The sequence below is a fragment of the Bradyrhizobium sp. 157 genome (assembly GCF_023073815.1).
In the GTDB taxonomy this organism is placed as follows: Bacteria; Pseudomonadota; Alphaproteobacteria; order Rhizobiales; family Xanthobacteraceae; genus Bradyrhizobium.
The window spans coordinates 94,205-111,734 of record NZ_JADPKF010000081.1; the positions used below are offsets into that span (position 1 = coordinate 94,205).

17 protein-coding genes and 1 pseudogene are annotated in these 17,530 nt (G+C 61.5%); 10 read left to right on the forward strand and 8 right to left on the reverse strand.

The features are described from left to right. The first annotated feature begins 6 nt into the window (after positions 1–6). Both IVA95_RS21935 and IVA95_RS21940 read left to right on the forward strand, forming a co-directional pair. Complete coding sequence (locus IVA95_RS21935) at positions 7–1,407, forward strand: M20/M25/M40 family metallo-hydrolase (protein WP_247512365.1); 1,401 nt, start codon at positions 7–9, stop codon at positions 1,405–1,407. A 60-nt stretch (positions 1,408–1,467) separates the two neighbouring features. Continuing rightward, positions 1,468–1,997: pseudogene (locus tag IVA95_RS21940) on the forward strand (transposase). 165 nt (positions 1,998–2,162) lie between these two features. Here the strand turns inward: IVA95_RS21940 and IVA95_RS21945 are convergent. The 3 genes from IVA95_RS21945 to IVA95_RS21955 all read right to left on the reverse strand — a co-directional run bounded on the left by IVA95_RS21945 (position 2,163) and on the right by IVA95_RS21955 (position 5,703). Next, a complete protein-coding gene (locus IVA95_RS21945; RefSeq protein WP_247512366.1) occupies positions 2,163–3,146 on the reverse strand; it encodes an NAD(P)-dependent oxidoreductase in 984 nt (327 codons plus the stop codon). A gap of 24 nt (positions 3,147–3,170) precedes the next feature. Beyond that, complete coding sequence (locus tag IVA95_RS21950; RefSeq protein ID WP_247512367.1) at positions 3,171–3,950, reverse strand: class II aldolase/adducin family protein; 780 nt, start codon at positions 3,948–3,950, stop codon at positions 3,171–3,173. A gap of 103 nt (positions 3,951–4,053) precedes the next feature. Beyond that, positions 4,054–5,703 carry a glycosyltransferase family 39 protein gene (locus tag IVA95_RS21955; RefSeq protein ID WP_247512368.1) on the reverse strand — a complete coding sequence of 550 codons (1,650 nt, stop codon included), beginning with the start codon at positions 5,701–5,703 and terminating at the stop codon, positions 4,054–4,056. Positions 5,704–6,042: 339 nt separating this feature from the next. On the opposite strand from IVA95_RS21955, the gene IVA95_RS21960 reads away from it, so the two are divergent. Beyond that, the gene (locus IVA95_RS21960; RefSeq protein WP_247512369.1) at positions 6,043–6,906 is read left to right on the forward strand and encodes a DUF308 domain-containing protein; all 864 of its coding nucleotides are present in this window, start codon (positions 6,043–6,045) and stop codon (positions 6,904–6,906) included. A gap of 180 nt (positions 6,907–7,086) precedes the next feature. Next, complete coding sequence (locus IVA95_RS21965; RefSeq protein WP_065728006.1) at positions 7,087–7,500, forward strand: MucR family transcriptional regulator; 414 nt, start codon at positions 7,087–7,089, stop codon at positions 7,498–7,500. A gap of 41 nt (positions 7,501–7,541) precedes the next feature. Here IVA95_RS21965 and IVA95_RS21970 read toward each other — a convergent pair whose 3' ends face one another. Together IVA95_RS21970 and IVA95_RS21975 are read right to left on the reverse strand one after the other, a co-directional pair. Beyond that, positions 7,542–7,970, reverse strand: coding sequence for a SufE family protein (locus IVA95_RS21970; RefSeq protein ID WP_213251831.1), 429 nt, complete (start codon positions 7,968–7,970; stop codon positions 7,542–7,544). Between the two features lie 80 nt (positions 7,971–8,050). Then, positions 8,051–8,482: a DUF5330 domain-containing protein gene (locus IVA95_RS21975; protein ID WP_247512370.1), complete on the reverse strand. Its 432-nt coding sequence runs from the start codon at positions 8,480–8,482 to the stop codon at positions 8,051–8,053. 424 nt (positions 8,483–8,906) lie between these two features. Between IVA95_RS21975 and IVA95_RS21980 the strand changes: the two genes are divergently transcribed. From IVA95_RS21980 to IVA95_RS21990, 3 genes are read left to right on the forward strand one after another with little or no spacing between them, the layout of a single operon-like run. Next, positions 8,907–10,718, forward strand: coding sequence for an ATP-binding protein (locus IVA95_RS21980; RefSeq protein ID WP_247512371.1), 1,812 nt, complete (start codon positions 8,907–8,909; stop codon positions 10,716–10,718). Next, on the forward strand, positions 10,711–11,433 hold the full coding sequence (locus IVA95_RS21985; protein ID WP_247512372.1) for a peptidoglycan-binding protein: 723 nt from the start codon (positions 10,711–10,713) through the stop codon (positions 11,431–11,433). Before IVA95_RS21980 ends, IVA95_RS21985 begins: the two co-directional genes overlap by 8 nt. Before the next feature lie 33 nt (positions 11,434–11,466). Beyond that, the gene (locus IVA95_RS21990; protein WP_213251748.1) at positions 11,467–11,811 is read left to right on the forward strand and encodes a DUF1491 family protein; all 345 of its coding nucleotides are present in this window, start codon (positions 11,467–11,469) and stop codon (positions 11,809–11,811) included. Here the strand turns inward: IVA95_RS21990 and IVA95_RS21995 are convergent. Then, positions 11,808–12,785, reverse strand: a complete 978-nt coding sequence (locus IVA95_RS21995) for a DUF2336 domain-containing protein (RefSeq protein WP_247512373.1) — start codon at positions 12,783–12,785, stop codon at positions 11,808–11,810. The genes IVA95_RS21990 and IVA95_RS21995 overlap by 4 nt on opposite strands. 234 nt (positions 12,786–13,019) lie before the next feature. Between IVA95_RS21995 and IVA95_RS22000 the strand changes: the two genes are divergently transcribed. Next, on the forward strand, positions 13,020–13,220 hold the full coding sequence (locus IVA95_RS22000) for a hypothetical protein (RefSeq protein ID WP_247512374.1): 201 nt from the start codon (positions 13,020–13,022) through the stop codon (positions 13,218–13,220). Between the two features lie 16 nt (positions 13,221–13,236). Further along, positions 13,237–14,010 (forward strand): hypothetical protein, encoded by a 774-nt coding sequence (locus IVA95_RS22005; RefSeq protein WP_247512375.1) that lies wholly within the window; start codon positions 13,237–13,239, stop codon positions 14,008–14,010. Between the two features lie 339 nt (positions 14,011–14,349). Here the strand turns inward: IVA95_RS22005 and IVA95_RS22010 are convergent, their stop codons facing one another. Next, positions 14,350–15,177, reverse strand: a complete 828-nt coding sequence (locus IVA95_RS22010) for a cyclic nucleotide-binding domain-containing protein (RefSeq protein WP_108523393.1) — start codon at positions 15,175–15,177, stop codon at positions 14,350–14,352. A gap of 494 nt (positions 15,178–15,671) precedes the next feature. Further along, the gene (locus tag IVA95_RS22015; protein WP_247512376.1) at positions 15,672–16,421 is read right to left on the reverse strand and encodes a sulfite exporter TauE/SafE family protein; all 750 of its coding nucleotides are present in this window, start codon (positions 16,419–16,421) and stop codon (positions 15,672–15,674) included. A 341-nt stretch (positions 16,422–16,762) separates the two neighbouring features. Here IVA95_RS22015 and IVA95_RS22020 point away from each other — a divergent pair, with 341 nt between their 5' ends. Further along, entirely contained in the window at positions 16,763–17,296 is a 534-nt protein-coding gene (locus IVA95_RS22020; RefSeq protein ID WP_247512377.1) for a DUF1003 domain-containing protein, read from the forward strand. Positions 17,297–17,530: the final 234 nt, after the last annotated feature.

Genomic DNA, 17,530 nt, shown 5'->3' on the forward strand with positions numbered 1-17,530 from the left:
CAAGCCATGTCCAACGCCAAGATTCAGCCGATCCTCGATCACATCGACGCCGATTTCGACAACAGCCTTGAACGGCTGTTCGCGCTGTTGCGGATCAAGTCGATCTCGGCCGATCCGGCTTTTGCCGGCGATTGCAAGGCGGCCGCCGATCATCTGGCAAAGGATATCGCGACGCTCGGCTTCAAGGCCGAGGTGAGGCCGACGGCGGGGCATCCGGCGATCGTCGCGAAAGCCAATGGCGGCGGGGGCAGCCGGCCGCACGTGCTGTTCTACGGACATTATGACGTGCAGCCCGTCGATCCGCTCAATTTGTGGCACCGGCCGCCGTTCGAGCCTGTTGTCACCGACCATGCCGACGGCCGCAAGATCATCGTCGCGCGCGGCGCCGAGGACGACAAGGGCCAGTTGATGACTTTCGTCGAGGCCTGCCGCGCCTGGAAGAAGGTCACAGGATCGCTGCCGGTCGACATCACCATCATTATCGAGGGTGAAGAGGAAATCGGATCGAAAAACTTCGTGCCGTTCCTGGAAGCGAACAAGGCTGATCTGAAGGCCGACTTCGCGCTCGTCTGCGACACCGGTATGTGGGACCAGAACACGCCGGCGATCACGACTTCGCTGCGCGGGCTCGTCTATGACGAGGTCAAGATCAAGGCCGCCAATCGCGACCTCCATTCCGGCATTTTTGGCGGCGGCGCGCGCAACCCGATCCGGGTGCTGACCAACATTCTCGGCGGCCTGCATGACGAGAACGGCCACATCACCATTCCCGGATTCTACGATGGCGTAAAAGACCTGCCGTCGGACATCCTGGCGCAGTGGAAGAATCTCAACCTCACGCCGGAATCGTTCCTGAAGCCGATCGGCCTTTCCATTCCGGCCGGTGAAAAGGATCGCCTCCTGTTCGAACAGGTTTCCTCGCGCCCGACCTGCGACATCAACGGCATCATCGGTGGCTATACCGGCGAGGGCTCGAAGACGGTAATCCCGGCGGAAGCTTCCGCCAAGGTTTCTTTCCGGCTGGTGGAGGGACAAGATCCGGAGAAAATCCGAAAAGCCTTCCGCGATTACGTCAGGGCGCGCGTGCCCGCCGATTGCAACGCCGAGTTCACCGACCATTCCAACGCGCCGGCGATTGCGCTCGACTGGAACATGAAGCCGCTGGCGGCCGCCAAGCGCGCGCTGACGGACGAGTGGGGCAAGGAGGCGCTCCTGATCGGCTCCGGCGCCTCGATTCCGATCGTGGCGGATTTCAAGCGCACGTTAGGTCTCGACACCGTGCTGGTCGGCTTCGGTCTCGACGACGACAACATTCATTCGCCGAACGAGAAGTACGACCTCAAGAGCTATCACAAGGGCATCCGCTCCTGGGCGCGGATCCTCGGCGCGTTCGCGGAGGCGAAGTAGGACGTGTAGGATGGGCAGAGCGAAGCGAAACCCATCACCTCGCCGCATGGGCAAGTGAAGATGACCAGCTACCGTCGCAATTTCATCCCCGGCGGTTGTTTCTTCTTTACGGTCAATCTTGCCGACCGCCGGTTGCGGCTGCTGACGGAAAGCCCTGCGCTCCGCGTTTCGTGAGACTCGCCAACGCCATCCATTCACGATCGACGCGATGGTCGTACTCCCGGATCATCTACATGCGGTCTGGACGCTGCCTGAAGCCGATCGAGATTTTGCGACGCGCTGGCGGCTGATCAAATCGACGTTCTCACGCAACCTTACTGTCGGTGAGCCGATTTCAGCCAGCCGCGCCGCCAAAAGCGAGCGTGGCATCTGGCAGCGCCGCTATTGGGAACATACGATTCGCGATGAGGACGATTTGGCGTGTCACATCGACTACGTCCATGTCAATCCGGTCGAGCATGGACTTGTAACACGTGTCAGGGACTGGCCCCATTTCGTCGTTCCACCGCATGGTGAAGCTTGGAATGTATCCCGAAGATTGGGCAGGCGATTTTGCGGGATTGGGCACGAGTTTCGGCGACCTATCTTAGCGCGGCGAGATGATGGGTTTCGCGAAGCGATACCCATCCTACGACAGCCTCAAGCAAAAACGCCGCCCGGGATTGGACGGCGTTTGATTCCGAGACGTGTAGAGGGTGTGTGACAGGCAGTTTAGCGCATCCGCGTGGCTTGTCCACCGGATATCTCTCACGCCGTCACTCCACTGGGTAGGGTCCCTCGCGAAAGACGCGATCGTGATAGCCTTTGCTGCCGACCTCGCGCGCGAGCGGACTGCGGATATCCCCGCCGGCCTGCAGCCGCGCAATCAGCGCGCGGAAATCATGGCGCGGCTGCCAGCCGAGTTCGGCACGTGCGCGGTCGTTGACGTAGACGCGATCGATGCCTGGAATCATCCTCCAGCCGCGCCGCGCAAATTCAGCCTCAAACTCCGGCACGTAACGGCGGACCACACGCGGCGCGTCGTTGCGCAGTTCCGCCGTGTCGTTGCGTGAGAATGGCGTGGTGGCGCTGATGATGTATTTCGCGAAGCCAGTCGATGGCGCGCGGTCGGCCGCCAAAAGATGCGCGCTGACCACGTCTTCGATATCGACGCGCCGATAGAGGAACTCGTTGGTCTTGATGTTGGCGTCGGTGTAGGCCTCGCGTGTCGCGCGATTGTCATCCTCTTCGGGAAAGAAGCGCGAGGTGCGCAGCACGATGGTGCGAATCGCGTCATTGCGCGCAAAGAGCTGGCACAGATCCTCCGCGGCGGCCTTGGTGACGCCATAGATGTTTTTCGGCACGGCCGTGACATCTTCGGTGATCCAGGCCGCCGGCTCGCCCGGCGGTGGCACCAGCGCCTCGCCGAAGACGCTTGTGGTGCTGGTGTAGACAAACGCCGCAACGCCGGCTGCGGCGGCTTCTTCGAGCAAATTGAGCGTGCCTGAAATGTTGACGTCGATAAATTCCTGCCGGCTGTGAGTAGCCACATGCGGCTTGTGCAGCGTCGCGGCGTGCAGCACGGTCGTGATGCCATTCATGCAGCGGCGCACGAACGCGCGGTCAGTGATCGAGCCCACGTGGTGCGTAAACACGCCGGGCAGAACGTCAATACCGATGGTCTCGCGCCGCTGCGCCCGCAACGTACGCATCAGCGCTTCGCCGAGATGGCCGGAACTGCCGGTCACCAGTACCGTCACGCCGCGATGACCTTCTCTTCGGGCTCAGCTCTTGTAGCTCGGATCGATGCGATCGAGCTTGCGCAACAGCGGCGGCCATACCAGCTCGGTCGAGCGCCGTTCCGCGAAATCGGGATTGGCGAACAGCCGCTCGTTCTTGTCGATCACGGCCTGCTCGATCGGGTAGGCGGTTGGCCCCAGCATGCGCGTGCGCACCTGCATCGTGCACGCCCGCTCCAGATGGTACATGCGCTCGAAGGCGGCGGCGACCGAACGGCCGACGGTGAGGGTGCCGTGGTTGCGCAACAGCATGTGGTTCTTGTTGCCGAGGTCCTTCTGCAGCCGCGGGCGCTCGTCGTGGTCCAGCGCCACGCCTTCGTAATCGTGGTAGGCGAGATCGTGGGTGACGAACTGCGCGGTCTGGTTCATCGGCAGCAGGCCCTCCATGCAGCTCGCCACCGCCGTCCCGTCGGGCGTGTGCAGATGGAGCACGCAGCCGGCATCCTCGCGCACCTCATGGATCGCCGAGTGAATGGTGAAGCCCGCCGGATTGATGCTGTACTCGCTCTCGCTGAGCTGGTTGCCGTGGAGATCGACCTTCACCAGGCTCGACGCCGTGATTTCCTCGAACATCAAGCCGTAAGGATTGATCAGAAAGTGATGGTCGGGGCCGGGCACGCGCGCCGAGATGTGGGTATCGACCAGATCGTCCCAGCCATAGAGCGCGACGAGGCGATAGCAGGCGGCGAGATTGACGCGCTGGTTCCACTCGGCATCCGTCATGCCGGATGAAACCTGCTTCAGGCGAGCTTCGGCTGGCGACATGGCGTGGTTTCTCCCGAAAATTGTTGATTTCGAGAGCGAGCCTAGCCCTGTGCCGGATGGCCGGCAAGGCAGGCATCACGGGTGGCAGTTATGCTCTTGCGACTTAAGGCGCTGGAATCGCCAGCAGCGTCGAGATGGCGCGGCCGCGGATGTCGTAGACGCGCGCGAACACGACATCGTCACGCTTGATTTCCACCATGACCGGCGCAGTGAGGCCCTTGCAGTAGAACTCGCCCAGCGTCATCGCGAAGTCGGCGGACTGGCTGTCCCAGCCAATCGTGAAGTCGGGGCCGAGCGCCACCTGCGCCGGGCGCTGCGGGCCGCACACAGCGACCTTCCACTTGCGTCCCAGTGGAGGAAATTCCTGCCGTTCGACCAGCTCCTCGCGCAGACCGTCGGAAGCCTGCTTCAGCGCCAGCCCCCAATAATCCAGCATAAACATCTTGTCGGCGCCGCGAACAGTGCCGGCGATGTGATTGAAGTGGGTGTACTCGTAAGGGTGCAGGCGGATCATCTCGCTGAGCGGCAACAGTAGGCCGAACGTGAACACCGCTAGCGCCGCCGGTTGCCACCGACGGTGATTGTTCTTCAGCCAGTTCATACCCCAGGCGAACGATGCGCCGGCTAGCACGGCCATCGGCGGGATCACGAAAACGAAATGCCGGATGCCGTTGTAGAGCGCCGGCCGCTTCACCATCGCGATCACCAGCGGCAGCGTGGCCGCCAGCGTCAACATCAGGAAGATGGTCTTGCGGCGCGCTGCCACGTCCACGCGCGACAGCGACATGAAGGTGCCGACGACGCCGGCGAGCAGAAGCGCGAGCAATATCTCGGGAAGCTGCAGCGCGAACAGAGTCGGCAGGTAGGACCATGGCATGTCCGGCACCGAGACCAGCGCCCCGTCGAACATTTCCTTCCACGGTTTTTCGAAGAAATGCGAGAAATAGGTCAGCGCCTTGAAGGGGTGGTCGGGCTCCATAATCGACCACGGCCACACCAGGCCCATGATCAGGTACCCGAGCACGAGGCCGGGCAGCAGCACGTACACGACATGGGCGAAGCGGCGGATCGCCTCGCGCGAGCCTTGCGTGCGGACGTCCTCGATCAACAGCGGGACGAAGCCCACCATCGCATAGATCACCGCCAGCCCGCCGAGGATCCGGCAGCCGATCGAGAGGCCGGCGCCGAGGCCTATGATCAGGATGGTTCGCGGCGAGGGCGCGGGATACTCCTCGGCGAGGCGCACCAGACCCAGGATCAGGATCACCATCGAGACGGCAAACGGCGCGTCCTTCGGGTTCATGAACATGTGCCCGTAGAAGGTCGGGCACAGCGCCAGCAAGAGCAGCGTCGCGAGCCCGGCAAGCGGGCCGCCGACGCGCCGCGCCAGCCGCCAGGTCACGGCAAGGCCGATCAGGCCGACGACGGCGCCGAGCAGGCGGCGCGTTTCGAACAGTTCGAGCGGGATGACTTTGTGCAGCAGGGCGGCCGCCATGTCGAAGCCGCCGCCATACATGTAGAGATTGGCGAACGACAGCGCGCCGGTATCCTTGAAGCCGGAACCGTACATCCGCAGCAGCAGATCGGCATATTCGGCGTGGGTGTAGTCATCCCAGCCCAGCCCATAGTCGCGGAAGGTCAGGCCAGCGACGAGGGTGACAACAGCCAGCATGAAGACGGCAAGGTCGTCACAGGTCCGCTCCAACGAGCGCCGCGCAGGCGTGTCGAGGGCAGAAGTCGTGATGGATGACATTGGTAGCCTAGAGTCCCCTATGGCCCAGCTTGAGTATTCTTGAGCCTCATTCCCCGGGTACCCATATAGCGCAGTTCCATTACCAAGTAATTGGGAATTGTGGCGTAAATCCCTGATGCAATGCAACAAAAGGGCAGTAATTGGTAGGTGGTAAAACTACGGGCGCCGGAGTGAACGGCACCTGAATGGCACGAAACACCCGCGACCGGGATTCCTGCAACCGAACAACGCCATGCGAAATCCAGTGTGCAATTGGCGGGTGGCGAGGCGCACAATATGACGGTATCGTGGCGTTGGGCGGCTTGCGAGCGTTTCGGGCGCGGCTGAGGGGTTAGTTCAATGATGGTTGTTATGTTGGTCGCCGCGATCGGCCTCGTTTTGGCGGGGCTGCTGGCGATCGGCTTCGGGATCCCGATCAAGGAATTCAGCACCGGCAACACGTTGATCATCGCCGGCGTGATCGGCGTCTGCACCGGCGCGATCATGCTCGCGCTCTGGATAGCGGTCCGGGAGCTGAAGAACGTTGCGCGGCGGCTCGGCGCTGGCGTGCCTGAAGCGGGCGGCGAGGCCGCGGTGCGGGATTCCGCTTCCTTCGGCGGCGGTTTCCCGGCCGCCGAACAGCCCACTGGTCCCGGACCATTCCCCCCAACAGCACCGCCGCTTTTCTCGCCAGCGGTGCCGCCGCCTTGGCAGAACGAGGCTGTCCTGCGCGATCACCCGATCCCGGAGCCGACACACCCCGAACCCGCACCGTCGGCTCCGAAACCGAAGCGCAATTTGCTGTTTTCTTCGACGTCGCGAAGAGAGCGCGAGCGCGCGCAGGGGCGCGCCAGTGAGCCGCTGCCGCCGGACCTTTTGTCATCGGACCTTCGTTCCAGTCCACCCGCCGTGCCGCCGGTCGAGCCGGCCGAACCGCCACGGGCGTCGTTCGAGGATACCTGGCCGAAAGCGGAGCGCGCAAAACCCAGTGAAACCCCGTTGCAGCGCCGCGGCGGCCGCACGCCGCCAGCGCCTGCGGAAGCCAATGGTGGACCGCCGCGCACGGAGGATCAGCCGGCGGTGACGGTGCTGAAGTCGGGCGTCGTCGATGGCATGGCATATTCCCTCTACTCCGACGGTTCGATCGAGGCCCAGATGCCGGAGGGGATGATGCGCTTCGCCTCGATCGATGAACTGCGCGCGCATCTCGATCAGCGGTCCTGAACCGGCAATACTTGCCGCGAGAGCGGTTGTTGAAAATAAAGCGCCGCCGTTCTTGTCAGTTTCCCGGTACTTCGTTCATATTTGCCAAGTCGTACGAGATTCCGCTGATGTATTGCCGCGGTTGGATACTGTCTGAACCGTGTGGCCGACAGATGCATTCGTGATCCCAAAGGTTGAGCCATGACCGATCCCGCCGGCAAGACGCCCGTCGAACTGACCGCCAATATCGTATCGGCCTATCTCAGCAACAATCCGACCCAGGCCTCGGAAATCCCGAACCTGATAAGCCAGGTCCATGCCGCGCTGATGCGGGTGTCGAGCGGCCGGCCCGAGACGCCGCTCGAGCCAGCCAAGCCGGCCGTGTCGGTGAAGAAGTCAATGACGCCGGAATATCTGGTGTGTCTGGAGGACGGCAAGCGCTTCAAGTCGCTGAAGCGTCACTTGCGCACGCAGTACAACATGACGCCGGAGCAATACCGCGACAAATGGGGCCTGCCGCCGGATTATCCCATGGTGGCGCCGAACTACGCCGTGGCGCGCTCGCAACTCGCCAAGAAGATGGGCCTCGGCCAGCAGGCGCGGAAGCGGAAATAAGCCCAGTTATTGCGAGAAGCCAACGGTCGCGATGACGGTGGTCACGAGGCCGCGGCAAGCGCCTCGCGCGCGTCGGAGCGGATGCGCTCGACCATAGAGCGCAGGCCGTTGGAACGCTGCGGCGTCAGGTGCTCGCGAAATCCGAATTCGTCGAACACCGCGAGCGCATCAGTTGAAAGGATCTGTTGCGGGGTGCGGCCGGAGTAGAGCGTGAGCAGGATTGCGATCAGGCCGCGCACGATGTGAGCGTCGCTGTCGCCCAGATATTTCAGCCGCGGTTCGCCGTTTCCGCTGCGGTCGATCTGCCTGGAAAGCCAGACCTGGCTGACGCAGCCATTGACCTTGTTCTCCGCGGAATGCTCGGCCTCCGGCATCGGGTCGAGCATGCGGCCGAGTTCGATGACGTACCGGTAGCGGTCGTCCCATTCCTCCAGCAGCTCGAAATTGTCTCTGATTTCGTCGATCGTCATCTTGGCCCGCATCCGTTTCGTAAGTCTTATATAGGATGCGGATTGAACGAAAGCGACGGAACGGACCCGGTTCCGCGGCCTTATTTTGAAGCCAATGGCATCCGCGGCATCCGCCATTCGATCGCCATATCGTCCTCCGTCAGCGCGTCGGCGGGTGAGGCGGCCGCGATCACTGCCTCGGCGTCGCCGGCGGTGCCGATCGAGCTGGTATGGTCGGGCTTCTTGTCGGGGACGGTGGGAGGCTCCGGCTTCTTGTCGGTGATGATCTTGTACAATTGGCGGGCCCCGTCCTGGGCGCGCTGGCCGATCGCGGTGGCGGCCTGGCCACCGACCTCGCAGGCCGCCGGCTGGCGCTTGCAGAACTGGCCCATGTCGGAGACGGCGGCGGTCGCAGCCGATACGGCTTCGGACGCGCCGATCTGCGGCACCTTGGCCGATTCAGCCGTCTTTTCTCTGGGCAACAGCACGAGCACGAGCCCGAGCCAGAATGCCATGCGAAGCAGAAAAAACATCTCGCGACCCCGGTCGTCTCTTATGGTTGTATTGCGGTTAAGTCCGCTAGCTTTGTTTCTGACTAACAGCCCTCGATAAATCGCAAGTGTTTGCATTGAGGTAAAATCGCCGAAAATTTTCTGAAAACCGCAACGATTCGATTCGGCGTAAATTTTCGATTGACGACCATCGCCGCGCGAAAAGTTCGCGCCGCTCGCGCATCCACCATTTCGAAACCATAGTTCGATCGCGCTGGAAACCTGTCGTTCACCATCCGCGTCGAATGACCGTCGCGTGAGACGTCAAACCTCCGCGGATGTGCGTTGTTGGTCGGCCATGCGCCGGGCCTTAGCGTTCGCTTAAGCTCACTCTGACACGGTGACGCAAAGATTGAGGGGGCGTTCCGGCGCGTCTGTCTGACGAATAAGCCGAAGCGCGAGAGCCGTGACTGTTTTGAGTATCATCCGCGATTGTCTCGATGCGCTGGTGCATCCCTCGGCACGATATGATGCGCTGACGCGTGCGCGCCATCGCGCTTTCATGGCGCCGCGGCTGCTCGGCAGCCTGGTGGCGCTTGCGGCCTTTCCGGTCTATCTGGCGATGCGCGGGGCGCCCACAGCGCTCGAGGTCGCTGCCTTCGCCTGGCTTATCGCACCCATCCTGTTGTCCTGGTTCCTGTCGCGCACCGGCCGCTACGAGGGCGCGCATATTTTATCCGCGCTGGCGCTGGCGGGACTTGTCATGATGGTCGCCGTGACCACCGGCGGCATCGAATCGTTCGCCGCGGTCTGGCTCATCGTCGTTCCCCTGGAAGCGGCGCTGTCGGCCTCGCGCCGCGTGGTCGTGTTTGCCTCTGCGCTTGCGTTGTCATGCGCCGCCTTGCTGATTGCGCTCGGGCATTTTCACCTGCTGCCGATGGCGGAGCCGAACGCGGCGCTGCACGGCATCCTGATGGGTGCCGGCGTTGCTTCGGCAACGCTCTATGCGGCGGGACTGGCCGTTAGCGCGGAATCGCTGGCGCGCACTTCCGTGTCGCTGCTTTATCTCGAGGAAGATCGCTACCGTTTGCTTGCGCGAAACATGAGCGACGTGATTTCGCGTCATAACCGCAGCGGCGCCGTGGAGTTCATTTCGCCGGCGGCGGAAGCCATGCTCGGTACGCCCGGCGCCCGGCTCACCGGCCATGGCCTGTTCGACCGCGTTCATGTCGCCGATCGTCCGGCCTATCTCACGGCCCTGTCGGATGCCGCGCGCGGTAGCGAGCAGCGCAGCGTCGAATTCCGCCTGCGCCGCGATGCGCCTCGCGGCCAGAATGCTTCCGCCGATTTCATCTGGGTCGAGATGCGTTGCCGGCCGCTCGAGCAGGTTTCGCCCGAGGCCGAGGTTGTTGCCGTGATGCGCGACATCACCGACCGCAAGATCCAGGAGCAGGCCCTCGAAATGGCGCGCACCGCCGCCGAACAGGCGGATGCCTCCAAGACGCGGTTCCTGGCTACCATGAGCCACGAGCTGCGCACGCCGCTGAACGCCATCATCGGCTTCTCCGAGATGATCGTGCACGAAGAGGCGATGATGATCGACGCTGCGCGGCGCAGGGAATATGCGCAGTTGATCAACGATTCCGGCCAGCATCTGTTGTCGGTCGTCAACGGCATCCTCGACATGTCCAAGATGGAAACCGGTAATTTCGAGATTTCGCCGGAGCCGTTCGCGCCGCGCGCGGCACTGTTGCACTGCTGCAATTTGCTGGCGCTGAAGGCGCGCGACAACGGCGTCGACCTGATCACCCGCGCAGCGGAGGACTTGCCCGTGATGAACGGCGATCCCCGCGCGTTCAAGCAGATAGCGCTGAACCTCATCACCAACGCCATCAAGTTCACCGAGCGCGGCGGCAGCGTGACGGTTTCCGCGGCGGTCGAAGGATCTCGGCTGTTGCTGAATGTCACCGATACCGGGGTTGGTATCGCCGCGGAGGATCTCGCGCGGATCGGCGATCCGTTCTTCCAGGCCGGCAAGACCTATCAGCGCAAGCATGAAGGCACCGGCCTCGGCCTGTCGATCGTGAAGGGTCTGGTTGGATTGCACAACGGCGAGATGACTGTGCAGAGCAGGGTCGGCGAGGGTACCACGGTGGCTGTGACCTTGCCGCTTGACTTTGCGCCTTCGCTGACCACTTCAAACAACGTCGCGACGCTGAAGCCGGCGCTGCGACCCGAATCTCAGGATGAAGTCCATCAGGTGAAGAAACGTGCCTAGGCGTATTGACGACGATGACGAGATGCCGCGCCGCCGCCGTCGCGGGGCGAAAGCGGTTGCGATCGAAGCGGAGGAAGAGCGCGGCCTCGTGATGCGCATTCTCCTGCACAGTCCGAAAGACATGATCGCGGGCCTGCTCGCGGCTGCCGCAATCTGCGCCATCGTCGCCAATGCGCTGTTTCTGCAGGCCGGCCGCCATCCCTCGCCGATGTTCGGCTCTGTCGTGACGCTGCCGGCACCGCAAGTTGCCGTCGTGAACCCACTGCCGCGTCCGCGCCCGGTCGAATTGACCGCAAGGCCGGTCGATCTAGATCCGCCGGAAATCAGGCCGGTCGAGGTGAGGGGCGCCGATCCCAAACACGTCGAGATCAAGAGCGCCGAGCCCAGGAACAACGATTCCAAGAACGCCGACCCGATGACCAATCTGGTGGTCAAGTCGACCGGCGCACCCGCCGCGCCGCCTAGCAATGTGGTGCGTCCGCCGGCGCCGATTCCGGCAAATGGGCAAAGCGCTGGCGCGCGCCGCGTGGCGGCGGTGCAGCGCGCGCTGACGCAATATGGCTACGGCCAATTGAAGCCGACCGGGGCGGTCGGTGCGGACACCCAAGCCGCGATCTCGAAATTCGAGCGCGACCGCAAGCTCCCGGTGACCGGGCAGATGTCCGATCGGCTGGTGAAGGAGCTCACGGCGATGATCGGGCATCCGATCGACTAGCTTCCGGTCGCTCGTCGGCCTATCGTCGTTTCCATGCGATTGAAATCATCTATCTGGGTGGCCGCTTACCTGCGCCGCTGCCAGACCGAGGGAATTTTTGGCGCCGTGCGCAAGCGCGGTGCGGAGGAGGCGGGGGCGGTGTTCGTCAAGGTGGCGCTGCTCGACGGCAACGCCATGCTGTATGCGCCCGCGCCGCAGACCGTCTACGACGAGAGCCGCCCGGCCGAGCGGCTGTTCGCGCCGGCCTCGCCGCAGCCGGTGCCTGAGCAATCGGTCGAGGAGCGTCTCGTCAAGGAACTCCGTTTCGATCCCGACGCCTGGATCGTCGAGACCGAAGACCGCGCAGGGCGGCACTTCCTGGATCTGGCGAAAGCTTAGCGCTTTGAGCCGTCGGTGCCGGTGCGTGTGGCCGGCGCGGTTCCAGGCTGCACCGCGGGACGCGTTTGCGACCCCGCCGCACGCGCGCGGTGCCGTTCTTCGTCGTACAGCGCGGCGCGATATTTGGCGCGGCTGACCGCCATGGTCGAGCCGCGCCATGCGGCCAGCATGACGAGCGCGGATCGTTCGCTCAAACGGTCATAGAGTCGCGACAAGCGATAGACGTTGTGCACGGATGAGCCGAATTCCGGATTGAGGAACAGCAGCACGCGCTGGAAGATTGCGCTCGGCATGTCGAGCGCCTTCGCCGCGCATGCCAGCGGCTCGCCGCCGGGATCATTGACAACTTGCGTTGCGATCCGCGAGGGCAGGATCAGGGCGTCGCCGAGTTCGAGCGCGAAGTTTTCAGCGTCCTCGGCGAACGCGGCCATCTCTAGGATATGAAGCGCGCGGGCGGCACGGGCTGCGGGAATTCGCGCCGAGGCCTTCAGCGGCGTATCGGCGATGTTGTGCAGGATCAGCGCGCGCTCGCTGGAACCGGCCGCGAAGAACATATCGCTGATTTCGGCAGCATCGTTGGGCCGCATTGCCAGGTTGGACGCCATCCGCAACTGCGCCTCGGTCGGCGCCTTCACGGTCGGCGCGTCGGTCGGGGTAGCGGTAATCGCAGCCGCGAGCGGCAGGGGCTGGTCGGGGTGCGCACGCCGCAGGCCGAGCCTGTTCATGATCTCGACCGGCGTTGCCGGATAGATCGCGAGGCGCGCCCGCACCGCCGCGCGGGTGGCGTCGTCGACCTGGTCGATCAGGCGGGACGTCAGTTCAACGAACTGCCGCTCCTCGTCGGCGGAATGGGCGCTGGTCTGGACATAAAGATCGGTCAGCACGCGCAGTAAAGTCGGCCGGATATCGACGCCCTCGCGGCGCGAGAGCGTCATCAGCCCGTCGAATCCGGGAAACAATGGAGCTGCGGTCATGTCAGGTGTACGCGACTTCGATCATCCTTCGCGTCAGCCTACGCAGCGCGTTTTAAGAGTTGGTTAAGGAAAACAGCCCCTGAAGAAATCCGATAAAATGTGAGCTTTCGGCGGGCCACGGAACCCGTAACTGTACCGCCTGCACAAATTAAGATGCCGTTAACCACGTTCTGTTCTGAATAATGGCATGTCGCCGGTCAAAATCGTGACCGCGGCAACCAGAGAGAACGGAATATGGGCACCATCATTGAATTTCCGGCGGATGCGGCCTCGCGACGGCTGGGCTCAATCATGGATGGCGCTCCACGCGATGGTCTGGGAACTGTGCTGATCCTTCCCGTTGTCCGCATCGAACGCGAAGCCGGCGAAACTGGCGACGGACGCGGGCCGGAAGAGGGGACGGCGCCCGGTCGCCGTCGCCGTCGGCGCCCCTGAACGACGGACGTTTGAAATGCCGGAGCTGCGCCTCCCGATCCGGACCACCGGGCTTCGGTCACTCCCGGCCCTCATGTTGCTTGTTGTAAGTGCAGCGCTCGGCGGTTGCAGCGGCGGCGATTTCGGCCGCACCCGCGCGGATATGCGTAATGATGACATGCACCGCTGGCTGGGCGCCGAGGCCACGGCCAGCGTCGGCCTCAAGCCTTCACACTTCCAACTCACCGAAAACGAACGCCAGCTTCGCGATCTCGCGTATCCCCTGATCGAACCGCCGCATTCGCGGCCGGCTTGGAAGAGCGTGTTCGGCGATTACCAGCCATTGCCTTCGCCATGGCGGCAGAAGGTCGTGTTTGACCGCACCACCTACGGGCGCGCTTTGATCGACGAGCCGCACCGCTCGCACACCTCGCGTTATCAGCAGTTGATCGAGGACGTTCGCAACGACATCACGAGGTTCGAGCCGTTCTTTGCCTCCGCGAGCCGCGTCATAGAACTCGACCGCAAGCGCAGCGCCAGCCTGAAGATGGTGTCGGAATTGTCGCCGCGCGAGCAGGCGGATGCGATCGCGCGCATGGAAGAGAACACACTGATCGTGCAATGGGTCCAGCAATGCCTGGAGCGGCGCATTTCTTCCTATCGCTGGGCACTGGAGCGGCTGGTGATCCACGCGCCAGACGGTATCGCAGCCGACGCCGACCGCCTGATCGGCGAGCTGGCGGCGCAAACGGCCAACCCGCCGGTCGCCGCCCAGCCCGTGATCGGGCGCGCGGTGACGGTGAAGGGGTAGAGGCGTGGACTCATTAGCACGCAGCCAGATTCGGATTGATGCAAGCTTGATCAACGCCAGATAGCTTGCCGCGAGTTTTTGAGGCTCCAGTTTTGGAGCTGGGTCACGTTCGCGGCGGCCCCATCAACCCGAAATGGCCAGCGATGGTGCCGCCAATGTTCTGAATTTACTTCCGCTTTCCGGACATGGCCGGACTTGCTGCTGGCTCGACCCGGTCGTGAATGACCCATTTGCGACATCGAGAGCATTTGGCCGCCGCTGCAAAGCGTATCGCGGGCGGGGCAGGAGCACGGCCGGACCATCAGATTAGCGGACATCGGCTTGTTCGCTCAGCATCCTCTAAAGTTCAACCGTACCGCTCGCGACTGCAATCGGCGGTGCGATTTTGTTCTGTGCGATGATTTCTTCAAGCTTTGCATTATTCTCCAGCAGGCGGTGACTGGTGAGGATGAGGAAGTAATAACCAAATTCCGGATTTTGAAAGTAAATCTCCAGCAACTTATCATACTCAATTGTCAGCACATGGCCGCCCTCGATGCACTCGATCGTCGCCGTCCGTCGATTTTTCGGCGTCAGGAAGCCAAGCTCGCCCATCAGACTTCCAGGCGGAAGCTCTACGCTGAATTCGGTGACCAGGAATTTTCCGGTGATGATCAAAAACATTTCGTTGGCTGCATCGCCCTTGCTGCACAATTTGTCGCCCTTGCGATATTTGCGCTCGGTCATGAAAGGTTTGAGCCATTCCAATGAGGTATCGCCCTCTGTGGCTATGCGTGCCCTCTTGATCAGTTTGAGCATTTGGCGGAGGCGAATTGCATTGATCGGCAGGAAAAGCAGATACAGGATAAAAGTCCCGACGCTTCCGGAGAGCGCGCCAAAGACGACGAAGAATGTACAGCCGACCATGTTCGCGATGCGCAGCGGCACCATTGTATGCATCAGCAACGTAGCTACAAGAAAGGTGGCACCAATCACAGCGAACATATTGGCAAGCGTGATGTTGGCCAGCACAATTTCTAGCAGCCGGTTGAGTAGGGCATCGTAGGTGATGTTGTTGGGATCGAGACCCATTTGAACCAGAATCTTTGCGATCCTGAGATTGTCCGCCGCCGTATCAAGAATGCGGTTTAGTATTGTCGAAAAATCTGCGTTGCTGCTCGAGTTCATCAGATACTCCCCACGCAAAGCCGTCGGAATTCGTCGGGTAAACCTCGAAGTCGAAACGCCAATATTTGGCAGAATTATTGGGGAAAATCGTCAACTTTTTCAGCATTTTTCCCGCTCATCGACCCTGAATTCTAGAGCCTGGCGCGCAGTCTCGAAGGCATCTCCGATGTCCGTTCCTGGCACTTTTCGGACCTGAGCATTCAGGCTGAGGATGTCCGTTTACGAGGGCACAGCGGACTTCTTTTCTGGGCGCGACCAGGTCCGTTGTTGACCCAAGCGGACTCAGTTGTCTTCATTCTGCTTGGGCAGGTTGCAAGCCCCAATATCGGGCAGTGGCAGCTCAATTCCCATCAGATTCAGCGCAATTGCAAAGCCTGCCCTTACGTGCGCTGTCTCGCCGCAAAGACAACGCTTGATCCGACGCACCACGGGTCGGGATCATCGTTTCCAAACGGATGAGGAGAATCTTTCTGCTCGATCGTGGAGCTCTCCTTTCAAGTCTTACTTAGAAATCCCGATGACGAAACGATCAGCGATGCGCCTGCTATGAGGACCAATATCAATACAGCTTTGCGAAACGTCTCATCGTTGATTGTTCCGTACAGCTTGAAGCCGATCCATATGCCAGCGACCATGAACGGAAGACCAACGCCATATAGCTTGACGGTTTGAGGCGTGTATGACCCCGCGAGAAGTTGCGAAAGCGAGATGATCACGAAAGCTGAAAACAGCACTGGTTGAAAGACCGCGCGCTGTTTGTCCCTCGACCATCCACGCAACTGGCACGAGATCGTTGAGATGATGCCGCCAAGGCCCGTGACGCCTCCGAGTAGCCCATTCGCAATTCCTATCGCGACGTCAGCGGGAGCGCCAATCTTGAATGGTCCCAGCGGTGGGCGTACGAGGCTGTACGTCGCGTAAAGAATTAGCAGCACGCCGACACCGAAACGCAAATAGGTGGGATTGAGATGCGTCAACAGCATAACCCCAATTGGAATGCCGATGGCCGTACCCAAGGTGAGCGGCCAAACGCTTTGCAAGTTCAAGGCGTGACGCAACTTCGCGATGCCATAGCCTTGCGTAAGCAGGCCATAGCCAGCGATTAGGGCCGCGACTTGAATAGGCGTGATGATGTGCAGCCAAATGCCGGATACGACGATACCCATCGCAAATCCGGAAAAGCCGCTGACGAAGCCGCCTAAAAATGTTGCGAAAATGAAGAGGAGAAGTAGGTGGAGATCCATGGTGCTCGCTCCATAGGAAAGCGAGCAGCGCTTGCATGGGATCACCACTTAACGGGGAGGCTGCGACATCCCCTGTCTCTATCCTATCGAACCAAACTCCTCCTTTACAATGGGTTTTTCTGTTATTGGCGGAAAGCGAAGCCCGGTTGGCTCTGCGTGGTCGGCTCATAGAGGCAAACTGGAAGCAGCCGAACCATCGCCCGAAAGGCGCGTCTTGACGCGTAGCGCTTGATGAGGGTGGCGCTGATATCGGGACCTCAGGACTGACGATCTGCCCTGTGAGGTTCGTCATGAGCAGGCCAATTAATAGGAACCGTCCTCAGGCGCGACCGTTTCCGAGCATGAAGAAACCCTTAGCGCCCCGCCCAGAAGCTGCGCCGGGGCTGAAGCCCGCTCTCGAGCGGAACATCCATGCGCTCGTCGAACGAAGAAAGCGCGAGCAATCCGATGCGTCCATCCAGCAAAAGGTTGCCGATGCGATAACTTCGTTCACCGGCAGCATGCAATTTGTGTACTTACACCTTTTTGCTTTTGGATTTTGGATAGCCGCAAACGTCCGTTGGCTCCCGGGAATTTCACCATGGGATCAAAGTTTTGTAGTGCTTGCCATGATCGCCTCTGTAGAGGCAATCTTTCTTTCGACCTTTGTGCTTATATCTCAAAATCGTATGGCCGCCGAAGCAGATAGAAGGGCGGAGTTGGATCTACAGATCAGTCTCCTCACGGAACATGAGATTACAAAGGTGGTCGCGCTCCTGAATGAGATGGCCGCCAAATTGGAGATCGATCCCCCGCAGAACGAAGAACTTCAGGAAGCTGCCTCAGATATCGCGCCGGAGCGAGTTCTCGATAAAATCGAAGAGACAAAGGGCTAAGTGGCCGCAACAACGCTCCTGCCGCGAGAAGCCGGAAGCCGGAAAGACCGCTTTGGCCCTTCCCGGACCTTCCGAAGCGGCCTGACCATGTCCGTTCATCGCGCCAAAGCAGACTTCGCAACTGCGCACGCCGAAGTCCGAGAGTGACCCTGGCTGTTCTCTAATTCCGGGCCTGCGGTCAAGACTCTCCACATCCTTGCCGGGTTCATGGTTCTCTCCGCGGTAGGGGCATGC

Bases quoted from the DNA above. Each gene is read 5' to 3' on its own strand.
- IVA95_RS22020 (WP_247512377.1), top strand. From the start codon at position 16,763: ATGAAGAAACCCTTAGCGCCCCGCCCAGAAGCTGCGCCGGGGCTGAAG.
- IVA95_RS21990 (WP_213251748.1), top strand. From the start codon at position 11,467: ATGCGATTGAAATCATCTATCTGGGTGGCCGCTTACCTGCGCCGCTGC.
- IVA95_RS21970 (WP_213251831.1), bottom strand. From the start codon at position 7,970: ATGACGATCGACGAAATCAGAGACAATTTCGAGCTGCTGGAGGAATGG.
- IVA95_RS21975 (WP_247512370.1), bottom strand. From the start codon at position 8,482: ATGTTTTTTCTGCTTCGCATGGCATTCTGGCTCGGGCTCGTGCTCGTG.
- IVA95_RS21960 (WP_247512369.1), top strand. From the start codon at position 6,043: ATGATGGTTGTTATGTTGGTCGCCGCGATCGGCCTCGTTTTGGCGGGG.
- IVA95_RS21995 (WP_247512373.1), bottom strand. From the start codon at position 12,785: ATGACCGCAGCTCCATTGTTTCCCGGATTCGACGGGCTGATGACGCTC.
- IVA95_RS22015 (WP_247512376.1), bottom strand. From the start codon at position 16,421: ATGGATCTCCACCTACTTCTCCTCTTCATTTTCGCAACATTTTTAGGC.
- IVA95_RS21950 (WP_247512367.1), bottom strand. From the start codon at position 3,950: ATGTCGCCAGCCGAAGCTCGCCTGAAGCAGGTTTCATCCGGCATGACG.
- IVA95_RS21955 (WP_247512368.1), bottom strand. From the start codon at position 5,703: ATGTCATCCATCACGACTTCTGCCCTCGACACGCCTGCGCGGCGCTCG.
- IVA95_RS22000 (WP_247512374.1), top strand. From the start codon at position 13,020: ATGGGCACCATCATTGAATTTCCGGCGGATGCGGCCTCGCGACGGCTG.
- IVA95_RS21935 (WP_247512365.1), top strand. From the start codon at position 7: ATGTCCAACGCCAAGATTCAGCCGATCCTCGATCACATCGACGCCGAT.
- IVA95_RS21965 (WP_065728006.1), top strand. From the start codon at position 7,087: ATGACCGATCCCGCCGGCAAGACGCCCGTCGAACTGACCGCCAATATC.
- IVA95_RS22010 (WP_108523393.1), bottom strand. From the start codon at position 15,177: ATGAACTCGAGCAGCAACGCAGATTTTTCGACAATACTAAACCGCATT.
- IVA95_RS22005 (WP_247512375.1), top strand. From the start codon at position 13,237: ATGCCGGAGCTGCGCCTCCCGATCCGGACCACCGGGCTTCGGTCACTC.